Origin of the sequence: Rhodococcus sp. OAS809 (assembly GCF_040546695.1) — a bacterium.
GTDB classification, from domain to species: domain Bacteria; phylum Actinomycetota; class Actinomycetes; order Mycobacteriales; family Mycobacteriaceae; genus Rhodococcus_F; species Rhodococcus_F qingshengii.
This window is the reverse complement of the sequence record NZ_JBEPOI010000002.1, coordinates 3457501-3472500: the sequence shown is the minus strand read 5'-3', so window position 1 is coordinate 3472500 and position 15000 is coordinate 3457501. Positions and strand designations below refer to the sequence as shown.

Below are 15000 nucleotides of genomic sequence, written 5' to 3'. Positions count from 1 at the left end.
GGGTGGACGCTGACAAACTTCCTCGCATCACGGCAGATCACATGATCTGCCGGCGAGTGCAATATATCGACATACTGTTGGGTCCTGAGAGAACACGCGAGTGTTTCCTCTCTAGGAAGTAACGACAAATGACTGCTGCAGTCATACCGCAAGAATTATTCGTGAGAGTGGTTTTTGTTGGTGTCTGCGTGAGGTGGTTGTTTGTGTGTTGTTTGAGAACTGCACAGTGGACGCGAGCATCTTTGTTGTAAGTAATGAAGAGCGTACGGTGGATGCCTTGGCACCAGGAGCCGATGAAGGACGTAGGAGGCTGCGATAAGCCTCGGGGAGCTGTCAACCGAGCTGTGATCCGAGGATGTCCGAATGGGGAAACCCAGCACGAGTGATGTCGTGTTACCCGCGCCTGAATATATAGGGCGTGTGGAGGGAACGTGGGGAAGTGAAACATCTCAGTACCCACAGGAAGAGAAAACAACCGTGATTCCGTGAGTAGTGGCGAGCGAAAGCGGAAGAGGCTAAACCATGGGTGTGTGATAGCCGGCAGGTGTTGCATTCGTGGGGTTGTGGGGTTCATTTTGTCAATACTGCCGTGTTGGCCAACAGTAAGAAATCACAGGGTTAGTGGAAGTGGTCTGGAACGGCCTGTCGTAGAGGGTGAGAATCCCGTACACGAAAACTTTGTGACTGTTGTAATGGAAACCCAAGTAGCACCGGGCCCGTGAAATCTGGTGTGAATCTGTCGGGACCACCCGATAAGCCTGAATACTCCCTGGTGACCGATAGCGGACTAGTACCGTGAGGGAAAGGTGAAAAGTACCCCGGGAGGGGAGTGAAATAGTACCTGAAACCGTGCGCTTACAATCCGTCAGAGCCTTCGAGCAGTTTACTGCTGGGGGTGATGGCGTGCCTTTTGAAGAATGAGCCTGCGAGTTAGTGGCATGTCGCGAGGTTAACCCGTGTGGGGTAGCCGTAGCGAAAGCGAGTCCGAATAGGGCGAGTCAGTGGCATGCTCTAGACCCGAAGCGGAGTGATCTACCCATGGCCAGGTTGAAGCGACGGTAAGACGTCGTGGAGGACCGAACCCACTTAGGTTGAAAACTGAGGGGATGAGTTGTGGGTAGGGGTGAAAGGCCAATCAAACTCCGTGATAGCTGGTTCTCCCCGAAATGCATTTAGGTGCAGCGTCGCGTGTTTCTCACCGGAGGTAGAGCTACTGGATGGTCTAGGGGGCCCACAAGCTTACCGAAATCAGCCAAACTCCGAATGCCGGTGAGTGAGAGCGCGGCAGTGAGACTGCGGGCGATAAGGTTCGTAGTCGAGAGGGAAACAGCCCAGATCGCCAGCTAAGGTCCCTAAGCGTGTACTAAGTGGAAAAGGATGTGGGGTCGCGAAGACAACCAGGAGGTTGGCTTAGAAGCAGCCACCCTTGAAAGAGTGCGTAATAGCTCACTGGTCAAGTGATCCTGCGCCGACAATGTAGCGGGGCTCAAGTACACCACCGAAGCTGCGGCATTCACGCAATAGCCCCCCTTCACTCTGCGGAGTGTTGGGCAGGTGTGTGGATGGGTAGGGGAGCGTCGTGTGGCCATGGAAGCGGCAGGGTGACCTAGCCGTGGAGGCCACACGAGTGAGAATGCAGGCATGAGTAGCGAAAGACGAGTGAGAAACTCGTCCGCCGAATGACCAAGGGTTCCTGGGCCAGGTTAATCCGCCCAGGGTGAGTCGGGACCTAAGACGAGGCCGACAGGCGTAGCCGATGGACAACGGGTTGATATTCCCGTACCCGTGTGAACGCGCCCATGGTGAATCAGTGATACTAACCATCCTGAAGCCACGAGAAGACCTTCGGGTCTCGAGTTGGTGGATGCATGGGACCTGATCTGGTAGTAGCCAAGCGATGGGGTGACGCAGGAAGGTAGCTGAGCCAGTCAGTGGTAATACTGGTGTAAGCGTGTAGGGCGTGACCTAGGCAAATCCGGGTCGCACATAGCCTGAGACGTGATGCGTAGCCGATTGAGGCGAATTCAGTGATCCTATGCTGCCGAGAAAAGCCTCTAGCGAGCTTTCACACGGCCCGTACCCCAAACCGACACAGGTGGTCAGGTAGAGAATACTAAGGCGATCGAGATAACTATGGTTAAGGAACTCGGCAAAATGCCCCCGTAACTTCGGGAGAAGGGGGGCCCTGTCTGGTGACGACATTTACTGTCTGAGCTGGGTGGGGCCGCAGAGACCAGTGAGAAGCGACTGTTTACTAAAAACACAGGTCCGTGCGAAGTCGTAAGACGATGTATACGGACTGACGCCTGCCCGGTGCTGGAAGGTTAAGAGGACCGGTTAGTTCCTTCGGGAGCGAAGCTGAGAATTTAAGCCCCAGTAAACGGCGGTGGTAACTATAACCATCCTAAGGTAGCGAAATTCCTTGTCGGGTAAGTTCCGACCTGCACGAATGGCGTAACGACTTCTCAGCTGTCTCAACCGTAGACTCGGCGAAATTGCATTACGAGTAAAGATGCTCGTTACGCGCGGCAGGACGAAAAGACCCCGGGACCTTCACTACAGCTTGGTATTGGTGTTCGGTTCGGTTTGTGTAGGATAGGTGGGAGACTGTGAAACGGTGACGCCAGTTATCGTGGAGTCGTTGTTGAAATACCACTCTGATCGAATTGGACCTCTAACCTCGGACCATGATCTGGTTCAGGGACAGTGCCTGGTGGGTAGTTTAACTGGGGCGGTTGCCTCCCAAAATGTAACGGAGGCGCCCAAAGGTTCCCTCAGCCTGGTTGGCAATCAGGTGTCGAGTGCAAGTGCACAAGGGAGCTTGACTGTGAGACTGACAGGTCGAGCAGGGACGAAAGTCGGGACTAGTGATCCGGCACCGGCAAGTGGAAGCGGTGTCGCTCAACGGATAAAAGGTACCCCGGGGATAACAGGCTGATCTTCCCCAAGAGTCCATATCGACGGGATGGTTTGGCACCTCGATGTCGGCTCGTCGCATCCTGGGGCTGGAGTAGGTCCCAAGGGTTGGGCTGTTCGCCCATTAAAGCGGCACGCGAGCTGGGTTTAGAACGTCGTGAGACAGTTCGGTCTCTATCCGCCGCGCGCGTTAGAAACTTGAGGAAGGCTGTCCCTAGTACGAGAGGACCGGGACGGACGAACCTCTGGTGTGCCAGTTGTTCCGCCAGGAGCACCGCTGGTTAGCTACGTTCGGAAGGGATAACCGCTGAAAGCATCTAAGCGGGAAGCCTGTTCCAAGATGAGGTTTCTCACCCCCTCGAGGGGGTAAGGCCCCCGGCAGACCACCGGGTTGATAGGCCAGAACTGGAAGTGCAGTAATGCATGCAGGTGACTGGTACTAATAGGCCGAGGACTTACCACAAAGAAGCTACGCGTCCACTGTGCGGTATCTGAAACAACACACAGATACTGATGAGAAACCCTGTTTTCTCCATCCCCCAACACCAGAAACTGGTGTTGACGGGTGGTGAAACCAGGTGATCAGAAGAAGGTTACTGTGACAGTTTCATAGAGTTACGGCGGTCATAGCGAAGGGGAAACGCCCGGTCCCATTCCGAACCCGGAAGCTAAGCCCTTCAGCGCCGATGGTACTGCACTCGACAGGGTGTGGGAGAGTAGGACACCGCCGAACACACATTAGAGAAGCCCCCCAACCAGTACTGGTTGGGGGGCTTTCTCGTACCCAAAACACCCCCCCCGAAACACCCCGAAACATCCCGTCGCCGGCACCCCCCGGATCGAGTGAACGGTACGTTCGTCGCCTCAGATCGACCGAACGTACCGTTCGCACCATCAAGGGCGGGCACGCCGCCGGCACCCCGGCATGGAGTGAACGACACGCTCACCCTCTTAGGCGAGGGGAACGGTACGTTCACACCATCACTGAAAAGCGTGCGCGCACCACAGGTCTCGTCAGTCGAAGGTCAATCTCGACACCAACCTGCCACGGAACCCGTCGAGCGTGGCTAGGCTCGGAAGAGGTGCCCCGTGTGATCGGGCCCACCTCACCTGTGCACGCGTGATGACTACGGAGGCTTCGATGACCGATATTCTCGACCGCACCAAAATCTATGTTGATGGCGCCTGGATCGAATCCACTGGCAGCGGTCGGATCGACGTTCTCAATCCGGCTACCGAAGAGCTGATAGGAACTGTCGCCGAAGGCACTGTCGAAGATGTCGATGCGGCCGCGAAGGCAGCACGAAAGGCTTTCCCCGCTTGGTCTGCACTATCCGGCGGCGAGCGAGCCGAATATCTTTCCAAAGCCGCGGCGATTATTGCCGAACGTACCGATGATCTTGCGGCGCTGGTTTCGCAGGATATGGGCATGCCGATCGGATTCGCGAAGCCCGTGCAAATCGGAATGCCGCTCGCGAATTTGAATGCATTTGCCGAATTGGCTCGCACTTATGATTTCGACGCTCACGAGGTCGGGAATTCGCTGATTGTTCGCGAACCTGCGGGTGTTGTCGGCGCTATCACTCCCTGGAACTTCCCGCTCCACCAAGTTGTCTTGAAGGTTGGCGGTGCGCTCGCGGCGGGCTGCACCGTGGTTCTCAAGCCCACCGAGGTTGCGCCACTCATCACGTACGCTCTCGCTGACATCTTCGACGAAATTGGTTTGCCTGCAGGTGTATTCAACCTGGTAAGTGGCTACGGCCCGGTAGTGGGTGAAGCCATCGCCGGCCACCCGGAAGTCGACATGGTCTCCTTCACCGGGTCGACTCGGGCAGGCAAGCGAGTGGCCATCGTTGCCGCGGACACCATCAAGAAGGTCTCGCTCGAGCTGGGTGGCAAGTCGGCGAACGTCATTCTCGACGACGCCGATCTCGAAAAGGCTGTCACGGACGGCGTCGCAAAGTGCTTCATCAACTCGGGCCAGACCTGTTCGGCGCTGACGCGTATGTTGGTTCCCGCGGAGAAGGTGGATGAGGCAGCGGCAATTGCTGCTGCGGTCGCCGCTCATTTTCCGGTAGGTGATCCGACTCAGCCGACTTCGGTGCTTGGTCCTCTGGTGAACGCGAATCAGCTGGGACGCGTTCGCGGATACATCGAAAAGGGTGTGTCGGAAGGCGCCACCGCGGTTGTCGACGGTCGCGAAACCGGTCTGGCCAGTGGATATTTCGTCGGTCCGACGGTGTTCGCGAACGTGACCGAAGACATGACCATTGCGCGCGAGGAGATCTTCGGACCGGTCCTCTCGATCATGGGCTACAAAGACGAGGCCGACGCAGTGCGGATCGCTAACGGCACCGAGTACGGACTGGCCGGTGGCGTTTGGTCAGGTGACCCCGATCGCGCGGATCGCGTCGCACGGCAACTGCGTGCCGGGCAGGTCGAGGTGAACGGCGGCGCCTTCAACACGAATGCTCCGTTCGGTGGGTACAAGCAGTCGGGCGTCGGGCGCGAGGCCGGCACGTTCGGGCTCGAAGAGTTCCTCGAGATCAAGGCGATTCAGAGATAGTTTGTTCGAGAATGGCGATGCTCCCGTACCAAGTGCGGGAGCATCGCCATTTTTGTACCCGGATCAGGACTTGGCGGCATCCAAATGCTGAGCCGAGATGTTCGCCAGATGTGTCAGGTCCGAGGCCACGGTCGCGAACGTGTAGCCCTCCCCGAGCCGTTGTGCCGCAACCTGACCGGAAGGTGTGTGGATTCCCGCAGCGACTCCGCTGACGGCGGCAGCTTCGCGCACCCTGGTGAGCGCTGATTCGAATTCCTCGGCGACGTCCGGATCGTTGGAGTGCTTACCTCCGACGGCGATTCGTAGGTCGGACGGCCCGACGTACACGCCGTCCAATCCGGGCACTGCGCAGATCTCTTCGACGTTCGCCAGACCCTGTGGGGTCTCGATCATCGCAAATACAACGGTGTCGCGGTTCGCGTCGGCGGGAACGGGGCCGATACGGAGTTGCGAGCGCATGGGTCCGTAGGAGCGGATGCCGAAAGGCGGATACTTGGCGGCTGCCACGGCGGCCGCTGCCTCTTCGGCGTTGTTGATCAGCGGAACGATGACGCCCACAGCGCCCGCGTCGAGTGCACGGCCGATGGGCGTCGGATTGTTTGCCTCGACGCGCACCATCCCGACGGTGGACGGTGACGAGTCGATGGCGGTGAGCCCGGCGACCATCCCCGAATAGCCGATCAGGCCGTGCTGCATGTCGAGGGCAATGTAGTCCCAGCCGACGTGCGCGATCCACTCGGTCGAGATCGGGCTGTCGATGACGGACCAATATCCGAGTATGCGTTCGCGTCCTCGGATGCGTGCGGCGAATTCCTGTGCTGACATAGTGAAGAACTCTTCCTGATGAAGGTCGGGTGTTTCAGCGGTTGTAGTTGGGCATGGGGCCTCGTAGGGCGGCACCGACGAGATCACACTCTTCGATGGTCGAGGCGTCGAGTGGACCTCGCCCGATGGCCGCGATATTGGATTCGAGGTGCGTTACTTTGGATCCTCCGAGGAGCAGCGATCCGGCGACGGGCTTGCTGACCAGCCAGCGCAACGCAAGCTCGGTCAGGGAGATGCCCGACTGCTCTGCGATTGCCGTCAGTTGAGCGATCGCGTCGAATATCTGTGTGTTCCAGTATCGCTCCTTGTACATCGACGCAAGACGTGAGTCGCCGAATCGGCCGTCGGCGGGACTTTCGTCGAAGGTGTGGCGCCCCGTGAGCAGGCCCCCACCGAGTGGGTTGTAGACCATGGTGGTCAGTCCGGTCACGTCCGCGAATTCTGCGTATTCTTCTTCGATGCGACGCGCGAGCAAGTTGTAGAGCTGCTGTGCGACGATCGGTCGGGGAGCTCCGACTGTGTCTGCGGTGTAGTTGATTTCACTGATTTGCCACGCTGCGAAGTTGGATACGCCGAGTGTGCGGATCTTGCCCTCGGCAACCAGTTCCGCGACGGTGGTGAGAGTTTCGGTCAGCGTGACGGTTCGGTCCGGCTGATGGAGATAGAACAGGTCGACGTAGTCCATGTCGAGTCTGCGCAGGCTTCCTTCGACGCTTGCTCGGAGCCCCTCTGTCGAGAGTGGGCTGTTGTCGCCGGCATCGGGATGCGGCATTCCCGCTTTGGTGGCCAGAGTGACGGAATCGCGTCGGCCGTGGAGCAGCTTTGCCAGCATGCGCTCGGACTCGCCGCCCGCATAGCCGTTGGCCGTGTCGATGTGAGAGATACCGGCGCCTAGTGCTGCGTCGAGCATCGATCCGGCGCCCGATATGTCGACCGTGTCTCCGAATGTCATGGTGCCGAGCACCAGTTTCGGAAGCTCGAGTGGGGCGGTCATCAGGCAACTCCTCGTGATTCGGTCTGCTTGGCTAGCAAGTTCTTGGACAGGGCTGCCACCACGTGGCGTGGTTTGATGCCGACCATGGTGGTGGGATCGAGAGCAGCGCCTCGTAGTGCGCGGGTGTACGGCTCGCGCGGACTGGCGAGAACTGTGTCTGTGGAACCGGATTCGACGATGGTTCCTTTCGACATCACGACTACGGTCTCGCTGATTTCTCGGACGACGCCCAAGTTGTGTGAGATGAAAACGTACGTCAGACCGGTATCGGCCTGAATTTCACGTAGGAGCTCGAGTACCTGCGCTTGCACCGACACGTCGAGAGCGCTGGTCGCTTCGTCGCAGACCAGGATCTCGGGTCCGCTGGCAAGTGCACGAGCAATTCCGATGCGCTGACGTTGGCCTCCCGAGAACTCCGCCGGACGCCGGTGTAGTGCCGAGCTGGGCAAGCCAACGCGATCGACGAGTTCTGCTGCTGCCTTTGCACGTTCAGACTTGCTCCGAACACCTTTGAGGCGCAGTGGTTCTCCGATGATGTCCTCGGCAGTCAGATGAGGGTCGAGCGATCCGTACGGATCTTGGAACACCATTTGAACGCGAGAGCGGTAGGGGCGCAGCGACTTCTCCGACATCTGCGCGATGTCATTGCCGTCGACGAGAATGCGTCCACTGGTCGGTGTGAGGAGTCGGACGATCGATCGAGCGATGGTCGACTTGCCACATCCGGATTCGCCGACGATGGCCAAGGTCTTGCCCTTTTCCACCGAGAAGCTCACAGCATCCACGGCTCGGAAAACTCCGTCGGGAACCGGATACTCGACCACGAGATCTTCGACGGCGAGAAGTGGCGTTTCGTGGCGGGTCATGCCGAGGCTCCGATCTGTGTTGAACGGGCGGGGTCGCCGTCCCAAGGCCCCAGTTGAGGTATGGCGTCGAGAAGCTTTTGTGTGTAGGCGCTTTGCGGTGAGTCGACGAGAACGTCGGCACTACCGGTCTCGACAAAACGTCCGTCCCTCATCACGTAGATGCGATCGGAGACCAACCGCGCAACTCCGAGATCGTGAGTGATGACCAGCATTCCGATCCCGGTGCGCTCCTGCAACTCGAGCAATAGATCCAGAATCCCGGCCTGAACGGTTACGTCCAGTGCGCTGGTGGGTTCGTCGGCCACGATCAGTTCGGGGCCGGCAGCAAGAGCGCCGGCGATCAGGACGCGCTGCAACATTCCACCCGACAGTTGATGCGGGTACTTGTCGAGTTGCTGATCCGGATACGGAATGCGTACCTGCTCGAGCAGTTGCACTGCCCGCTCGATTTGTTGCTTCTTCGCGGTCACACCGCTGTGGCGCACTGCTTCTCGAAGTTGGCTGCCGATGGTGTGGACGGGACTCAGAGCCGTCATCGGGTCCTGGGGGATGAGCGCGATGTGTTTTCCGCGAATATCGTTCAGGATCTTCGTGTTTCCGAGAATGTCCTGACCCTTGAACACGGCTTTCCCGGAAAGAACCGCAAGATCGTCCGGAAGCAGTCCGAGAATCCCCATGGCTGTCGTCGACTTTCCGGAGCCGGATTCACCGATGATGGTGACGGTTTCACCGGCGTCGATGCAGAAGGACACGCCGTCGACGGCTCGGATGACGCCGTTCGCCGTGACAAGTTCGATCTGGAGATCGTCGACCCGTAGTAGATTTCCCATGTCTCACGCCTTCGCTTTCTGGGCGCTGCCACGCCCGAACAGGCTTGCGCCCAGTCGTTTCGAACCTGCAGGACGATCGCGCAGACCATCGCCGAGTAGGTTCACTCCGACGACCAGCAGCACGATCATCAGACCGGTCAACGTGACGATCCACCATGACGTGGTGATGTAGTCCTGGCCGTCGGCGATGATTCGTCCCCAGGTAGCGAATGGACGTTGCGGTCCGGCGCCGAGGTAGCTCAACGAACTTTCCAGCAGTACGGCCTGCGCGAGCAGCAACAGGACGACGAGCGATGCCTGCTTGACGATGTTGGGAATGACGTGACGAAGCAGGATGGCCATGCGGGTAAGTCCGAGGACTCGAGCTGCAGCTACGTAAGGCTTTTCGCGTTCGACGAGTACCAATGAGCGAGTCAACCGTGCGACTTCGGGCCACTGTGCGATCGCGATGACAAACGTGATGACGGGAATGGACGGGCCGAACAGCGCAACAACGAGAAGCAGCATCATCAGCAGAGGCAGAGAAAGCTGTGCTTCGAGTAGGCGGGAGATCACGGTGTCGACCCAACCACCGAAGTACCCCGCGGCGGATCCGGCGACGATGCCGATGACGCCGGAGACGATCACGGCGAGAATACCGATCGTCAGAGACACCTGGCCGCCGTGCAGGATCCGTGAGAGCAGATCTCGTCCCAACTGATCGGTGCCGAACAGATGGCCGTCGGTGAGGGGCGGTAGCCGTCGACTGCTCAGGTTGGTCTGGTTCGGATCTGCAAGGGGGAGCAGCCCGGCCAATGCAACAGGAAGAATCACCAGGAGCGCGCAGATCGAGCCGGCCCAGATCTTGACTCGGCTGTCTCGCTTACGGCGCGTGGCTCCGGCGCGTGCGAAGTCTGCCTCGGTGACCGCGCTGGCGCGTGGAGTTGTTGGAGGTTCCAAGACGGTAGTCATCAGTTGGCGCCCTTTCCGAGTCGCACGCGTGGATCCAGGAGGGGGTAGAGGAGGTCCACTGCCAGTTGCACGAGCACTGCGAGAACCGCGGTGACAAGTACGGTGGCCTGGATGAGCGGGTAGTCGCGAGTCTCGAGTGCGCGGACCACCAGCGAGCCGACACCAGGCCAGGCGAACACGACCTCGACCACCACGACGCCGTTCAGCATTCCGGCAAATCTGGTGCCCAGCGCGGTGACGATCGGAATCGCCGAATTACGCATCGCATATCGCCAGGTGAGTTCGCGTTCCGATACTCCGCGAGAGCGTGCGACGGTGATGTACGGAGAAGCGAAGGCCGAGACCATTTCGCGTCGAACCATCCGGGAGATCAACGCGATCTGAAGGATGGCGATGGTGACGGTAGGCAGGATCAACGACGGCCATGTGGTGAAGCCGGCTGCCGGGAGTACGGGGATCAAGACCGCGAAGATCGTCACCAGCATCAGGCCGCTCCAGAACTCCGGCATGGACTGCCCGCCGACGGCTACGACGTTCGCACCGAGTTCACGTCTGGTGTCCGCGTGACGGGCCATCCACACGCCCAGTGGAATCGAGAGCACGGCGGTCAACAGAATGGAGCTGACGGCAAGGGTGATGGTGTACGGGAGACGGCCGAGGACAACGTCCATGGCCGGCGCCTGGAACGAGTACGACGTGCCGAGATTCAGGTGGACGAGGTCCCACAGGTAGATCAGGTATTGGGAGAACACCGACTTGTCCAAGCCCATGTCAGCACGGATCTGTGCGAGATCCTCGGTGCTGGCCAGCGGTCCGGCCAAGGCGTAGGCAGGATCGCCGGGTGCCATTCGGATCAGGACGAACACTGTTGTGAGCGTGAGGAAGATCGTCAAGGCACTCTGTGCCAGACGTTTGAGGACGTATTTGACGGTCGGGTTGATCCTTGTGCGTCGACGCGGAGAGATTCCGAGAGCGGTTTGCGGTTTCGGAGCGGTGAGAGTCATCGCCTCAGGCCTCCAATCGGACGGCGCCGAGGTCGTAGGAGTTGATTGGGGTCAGTGAAACATTTTGTACACGAGTGCGTTTCGCAAGGAGTGCGTTGGGTACGAAGCTCCACAGGCAAGGCCAGGTGTTCCAGATGTCTTGTTGTGCGGCGTCGAGTAGAGCGGCGCGCTTGGTCGGGTCTGGTTCACTGGATGCGGCTTGGATCTTCGCGGTGATTTCGGGGAAGACGTACCCGTGATAGGTGTCGCGAGTTGCTTCCTTCTCCGCTGTGCCGGCGTACATCCCCTGCAACGTGGTCAGTGCAAGTCCGGTCTGGTTGCCGTAGCCGTTGCCCAGCACATCCCAGTCGCCGGTCTTGCCCTGGCGCCAGGACGAGATGTCACCGCCCGGTTCGAACTGCTGGAGTTTGACGCGTACTCCCACGGCCTTCATCATTTCGAGTACCGATTCCATCACCGAGACGTCGTTGGTGAACTCTCCGGTTTCCCAGATGAAGGTGAGTTCGAGGTCGTCGGCACCTTCGGCCTCGAGCATTTGCCGCGCTTTCCGTGGATCATATTGGTAAGTACCGGTTTTCACGGCTCCGTCCAAGGTCGACGGTGCGGGGCCGGTGGCCGGGACTGCGGAACCGATCAGCACGTCCCGAGCGAGTGACTCACCGTCGATGGCATACGTGAGAGCTTCTCGGACACGCGGATTGGACAGTGGGTGATCGGCGGGCTTGCGGAAGTTGAAGAACAGTTGGTTGATGCGTGTGCTCGGTACTGTGTCCACCTGGACACCAGGCAGATCGGCGAGTTGTTCGGCGGAATCGGGACTGATCGAGTCGATGACGTCGACCTCGCCGCTCCGAAGCGCGACGACGCGGCCGGCCTCTTCGGGAATGAAGCGGACCTGAACACGACGAACGCCGGGGGCCGGGCCCCAGTAGTTGTCATTGGCGACAAGTGTGTAATCGCCGGTGCCCCGGTTCGATTCGCTGACGACGAACGGTCCCGACCCGATTCCGCTCTGCAGTTCGTTGGGTTCGTTGGCAGCGGCCGGGGTGATCAAGATGTTGGACATGAGCGAGTCCAGAACCGGCACCGGGGAATTCGTCCGAAGGATGAAGGTGCGATCGTCGATGGGGACGACCGTCGGCCACTCGGGGAACTGCGGTGCGACAAACGATCCGCTGACCTGCTGGTACATCTGCATTGCCGTCGTGACGTCGTCGATCAGCACAGGTGTGCCGTCGGAGTAACGGATGCCCTCGCGGAGTCGAACCGTCCACTCGGTCGGGCCGGTCGATTCGAACCTGTCAGCGAGAACGAGTTGCGGTGTCAGATTGTCGCCGATCCGGGTGAGACCTTGTCTGACGCCACGTTGAGCCGTGACTGCTGCGTCGAATTGATTGAGTTTGTTGTCGAGGCTGACGAGCGAGCGGTTGAGCCCGAGCACCAGGGTGTCCTGTGTCGGTTTCCCGGTAGGGCCGGCGCACGCGGCAGTCGTGCCCAGAAGCGTTGCGCCACCGATCAGCCCGGTGAACTGCAGAAAGGATCGCCGGGAGAGCTGTGGTGTTCGCAAACGAGTATTGGTCATCGGTGACCTTTCGATCCTGACGGGGCAGCGTGGGGGCGACGCTCCGAGCGGACTGTTGGTGAACAATCGCGTCGGGCTCTCGCTTGTAACTCAGCTCACAATGGCACTGTTGCGCACTTCGCGCAAGTCCCGTAACTTCGATTGCGTACTTCGCGCATCGGTTGCGATGCTGTGCAAACTCGATTCAGACCGAAAGGGGGTCGAGGAATTCGATGAAACCACTGGTAATCATCGCTGATGATCTTTCCGGAGCAGCGGAGTCGGCCGCAGGATTTCTGCTCCGCAGTTCGGGCATATCGCTTCGGCTCGGCCCAGATGCGCCCGACGGATCAGGAGTGACGGTTTTCGATCTGCACTCACGGCGATCCGACCCCGCCAGAGCCTCTCGGGACGTGAGATCAGTTCTGCAATCGTCTGACGGCTCCGAGATCGTCAAGAAGATCGATTCCCTGCTCAGGGGCAACATAGCAGCGGAGGTTGGAGAACTCTCCCGCGACGGATCCCCGGTCATCGTCGCCGCCGGACTGCCCAGACAAGGGCGCACGGTGCAAGACGGCGTGGTGTTGGTCGATGGGGTTGCGTTGCACTCCACCGACCTGTGGCGCGCGGAGTCGAAGCCGACTCCTCGGTCGATTGCAGAGGCGCTCGGCCCGTCGGCAATCACTTCTGGCGTATCGCTGGATGACATTCGCTCCGGTCGTTTGATCCAGGTTCTTGCGTCGATCTCAGAAGCCGGGTCGGTGGCGATCTGCGACGTCGAGACCGAGAGTGATCTGGAACTGATTGTGGCTGCAGCACAGGAGGTTCGGGGTTCTCGATTGGTAGGAACCTCGGCGCTCGCGATGGCAGTGGCACGACGAAGAGCCGTGCAGTCACCCGTCGCGTGCCCATCTCTTCGTGATTCTCGATTTACCTTGGTCGTCGTGGGGACGGCGGATGCGTCTGCCGGGGACCAAGTGGCATTGCTTCGGGATTCAGGGGCGCATCATATCGAAGTGAACAGTGCTGAGCTGCTGGCGCATTCGGTCGATCCGCTTCCGATTCTGAACGCACTGGTTCGCGGAAACGTCGTGGTTTCGGTAAGTGGACCTGTCGTGCCTGCAGAATCCGTCCACCTCGTTTCGGCTCTCGCCGATCTGATCGCTGCCGTCGATGCAGGATTCTCCCACGACGAGTACCCGATCGACCTGGTACTTACCGGTGGCGAAACCGCGCGCAGCGTTCTCGACCGCCTGCGGATCGACACGCTGTCACCGATTTACGAAATCGAACACGGCGCCGTACTTTCCGTCGATCGCACCGGACGGTACATCGTCACGCGGCCAGGCAGTTTCGGGAATGCACACAGTCTTTTCTCCATAACGAAGTTTCTCGCGCACCCCACCCCGGTCGCCGCTCCGGACAGTCCACCTTCAGTTACTCCTTCAGACAACGAGGTCAATCCCATGTCAATCGAATCCACTCCACTGCCGCTGATCGCTGTCACGATGGGCGACGGCGCCGGCGTCGGACCGGAAGTGATCGTCCCCGCACTCCTCGACGCCGAAACGAGAAAGCGTTGCCGCCCTGTTGTTGTCGGCGACGCGAAGCGTTTGCGATTGGCTGCCACGGTGCTCGGAATCGACGTCGACGTGGTCGCGATCGAGGAGATCAAGGATGCTGAATTCATCGATGGACGGATCAACGTCATCGACCTGGACTTGCTACCCGAGGATCTCGCCTGGGGTGAACTGTCGGCAGTCGCAGGGGATGCGGCCTATCAATATATCCGCGTCGCAAGCGAACTCGCCGTACGCGGTGAAGTCCAGTCGATCTGCACGGCGCCGCTGAACAAGGAAGCGCTGCATGCGGCAGGACACATCTATCCCGGACACACGGAATTGCTTGCGCACCTGACCGGTACCGAGGAGGTGTCGATGATGTTGTCGACCCCCAAGCTCAAGGTGATTCACGTGACCACTCACATCGGACTGCTCGATGCAGTTGCCAGGATCGAGCCCGGCCTGGTCGAGAGGACCATTCGTCGAGGTCACGAAGCTTTGGTGCGCACGGGCAATCCATCTCCGAAAATCGGCGTGTGCGGGATCAACCCGCATGCGGGGGAGAACGGGCTTTTCGGGTACGGAGAGGAAGAGCAGAAGATCATTCCCGCCGTCGAACTCTTGAAGGCAGAAGGAATCGACGTCCACGGCCCACTGCCGGCGGACACGGCATTCTTCCTCGCTGGACGTGGGGACTACGACTTGATCGTTGCGATGTACCACGATCAGGGGCACGGCCCGGTCAAGGTTCTCGGGATCGAGGCCGGCGTCAACATCACCGTCGGGTTACCTGTCATCCGTACCTCCGTCGATCACGGAACCGCTTTCGATATTGCAGGTAAGGGCATCGCCGAGGCCGGTAGTATGGTCGAAGCGCTGCGGCAGGCGGCCGAATTGGCAACCAGCACATTCGTTTCCAAGTAAG

Annotated in this window: 9 protein-coding genes and 2 rRNA genes; 4 read left to right on the top strand and 7 right to left on the bottom strand. The window is 59.6% G+C overall.

Annotated features, from left to right (window positions below; all coding sequences use genetic code 11):
- The first annotated feature begins 245 nt into the window (after positions 1-245).
- The 3 genes from ABIE52_RS19250 (at position 246) to ABIE52_RS19240 (ending at position 5482) form a co-directional block, all read left to right on the top strand.
- A 23S ribosomal RNA gene (locus tag ABIE52_RS19250) occupies positions 246-3379 on the top strand.
- 153 nt (positions 3380-3532) lie between these two features.
- Positions 3533-3649: ribosomal RNA gene (gene rrf / locus ABIE52_RS19245) — 5S ribosomal RNA — on the top strand.
- A 408-nt stretch (positions 3650-4057) separates the two neighbouring features.
- The gene (locus ABIE52_RS19240; protein ID WP_007732506.1) at positions 4058-5482 is read left to right on the top strand and encodes an aldehyde dehydrogenase family protein; all 1425 of its coding nucleotides are present in this window, start codon (positions 4058-4060) and stop codon (positions 5480-5482) included.
- 63 nt (positions 5483-5545) lie between these two features.
- Here the strand turns inward: ABIE52_RS19240 and ABIE52_RS19235 are convergent, their stop codons facing one another.
- The 7 genes from ABIE52_RS19235 to ABIE52_RS19205 are packed head-to-tail and all read right to left on the bottom strand — an operon-like array spanning position 5546 to position 12534.
- Complete coding sequence (locus ABIE52_RS19235) at positions 5546-6307, bottom strand: HpcH/HpaI aldolase family protein (protein WP_007732505.1); 762 nt, start codon at positions 6305-6307, stop codon at positions 5546-5548.
- A gap of 34 nt (positions 6308-6341) precedes the next feature.
- Complete coding sequence (locus tag ABIE52_RS19230) at positions 6342-7301, bottom strand: aldo/keto reductase (RefSeq protein WP_192713745.1); 960 nt, start codon at positions 7299-7301, stop codon at positions 6342-6344.
- The gene (locus ABIE52_RS19225; RefSeq protein ID WP_007732503.1) at positions 7301-8167 is read right to left on the bottom strand and encodes an ATP-binding cassette domain-containing protein; all 867 of its coding nucleotides are present in this window, start codon (positions 8165-8167) and stop codon (positions 7301-7303) included. The genes ABIE52_RS19230 and ABIE52_RS19225 overlap by 1 nt, the downstream gene beginning before the upstream one ends.
- Complete coding sequence (locus tag ABIE52_RS19220; protein ID WP_192713746.1) at positions 8164-8997, bottom strand: ABC transporter ATP-binding protein; 834 nt, start codon at positions 8995-8997, stop codon at positions 8164-8166. The genes ABIE52_RS19225 and ABIE52_RS19220 overlap by 4 nt, the downstream gene beginning before the upstream one ends.
- Before the next feature lie 3 nt (positions 8998-9000).
- Complete coding sequence (locus ABIE52_RS19215; RefSeq protein ID WP_003941426.1) at positions 9001-9948, bottom strand: ABC transporter permease; 948 nt, start codon at positions 9946-9948, stop codon at positions 9001-9003.
- Complete coding sequence (locus ABIE52_RS19210) at positions 9948-10952, bottom strand: ABC transporter permease (RefSeq protein WP_007732496.1); 1005 nt, start codon at positions 10950-10952, stop codon at positions 9948-9950. The genes ABIE52_RS19215 and ABIE52_RS19210 overlap by 1 nt, the downstream gene beginning before the upstream one ends.
- Positions 10953-10956: 4 nt before the next feature.
- On the bottom strand, positions 10957-12534 hold the full coding sequence (locus tag ABIE52_RS19205) for an ABC transporter substrate-binding protein (RefSeq protein ID WP_007732494.1): 1578 nt from the start codon (positions 12532-12534) through the stop codon (positions 10957-10959).
- Positions 12535-12746: 212 nt separating this feature from the next.
- Between ABIE52_RS19205 and pdxA the strand changes: the two genes are divergently transcribed.
- A complete protein-coding gene (pdxA, locus tag ABIE52_RS19200) occupies positions 12747-14999 on the top strand; it encodes a 4-hydroxythreonine-4-phosphate dehydrogenase PdxA (protein ID WP_042447982.1) in 2253 nt (750 codons plus the stop codon).
- Position 15000: the final 1 nt, after the last annotated feature.

What these genes read in the sequence shown, in the direction of transcription:
- ABIE52_RS19240 (WP_007732506.1), top strand. Translation starts at nt 4,058, where the DNA reads ATGACCGATATTCTCGACCGCACCAAAATCTATGTTGATGGCGCCTGG.
- ABIE52_RS19235 (WP_007732505.1), bottom strand. Translation starts at nt 6,307, where the DNA reads ATGTCAGCACAGGAATTCGCCGCACGCATCCGAGGACGCGAACGCATA.
- ABIE52_RS19230 (WP_192713745.1), bottom strand. Translation starts at nt 7,301, where the DNA reads ATGACCGCCCCACTCGAGCTTCCGAAACTGGTGCTCGGCACCATGACA.
- ABIE52_RS19225 (WP_007732503.1), bottom strand. Translation starts at nt 8,167, where the DNA reads ATGACCCGCCACGAAACGCCACTTCTCGCCGTCGAAGATCTCGTGGTC.
- ABIE52_RS19220 (WP_192713746.1), bottom strand. Translation starts at nt 8,997, where the DNA reads ATGGGAAATCTACTACGGGTCGACGATCTCCAGATCGAACTTGTCACG.
- ABIE52_RS19215 (WP_003941426.1), bottom strand. Translation starts at nt 9,948, where the DNA reads ATGACTACCGTCTTGGAACCTCCAACAACTCCACGCGCCAGCGCGGTC.
- ABIE52_RS19210 (WP_007732496.1), bottom strand. Translation starts at nt 10,952, where the DNA reads ATGACTCTCACCGCTCCGAAACCGCAAACCGCTCTCGGAATCTCTCCG.
- ABIE52_RS19205 (WP_007732494.1), bottom strand. Translation starts at nt 12,534, where the DNA reads ATGACCAATACTCGTTTGCGAACACCACAGCTCTCCCGGCGATCCTTT.
- pdxA (WP_042447982.1), top strand. Translation starts at nt 12,747, where the DNA reads ATGAAACCACTGGTAATCATCGCTGATGATCTTTCCGGAGCAGCGGAG.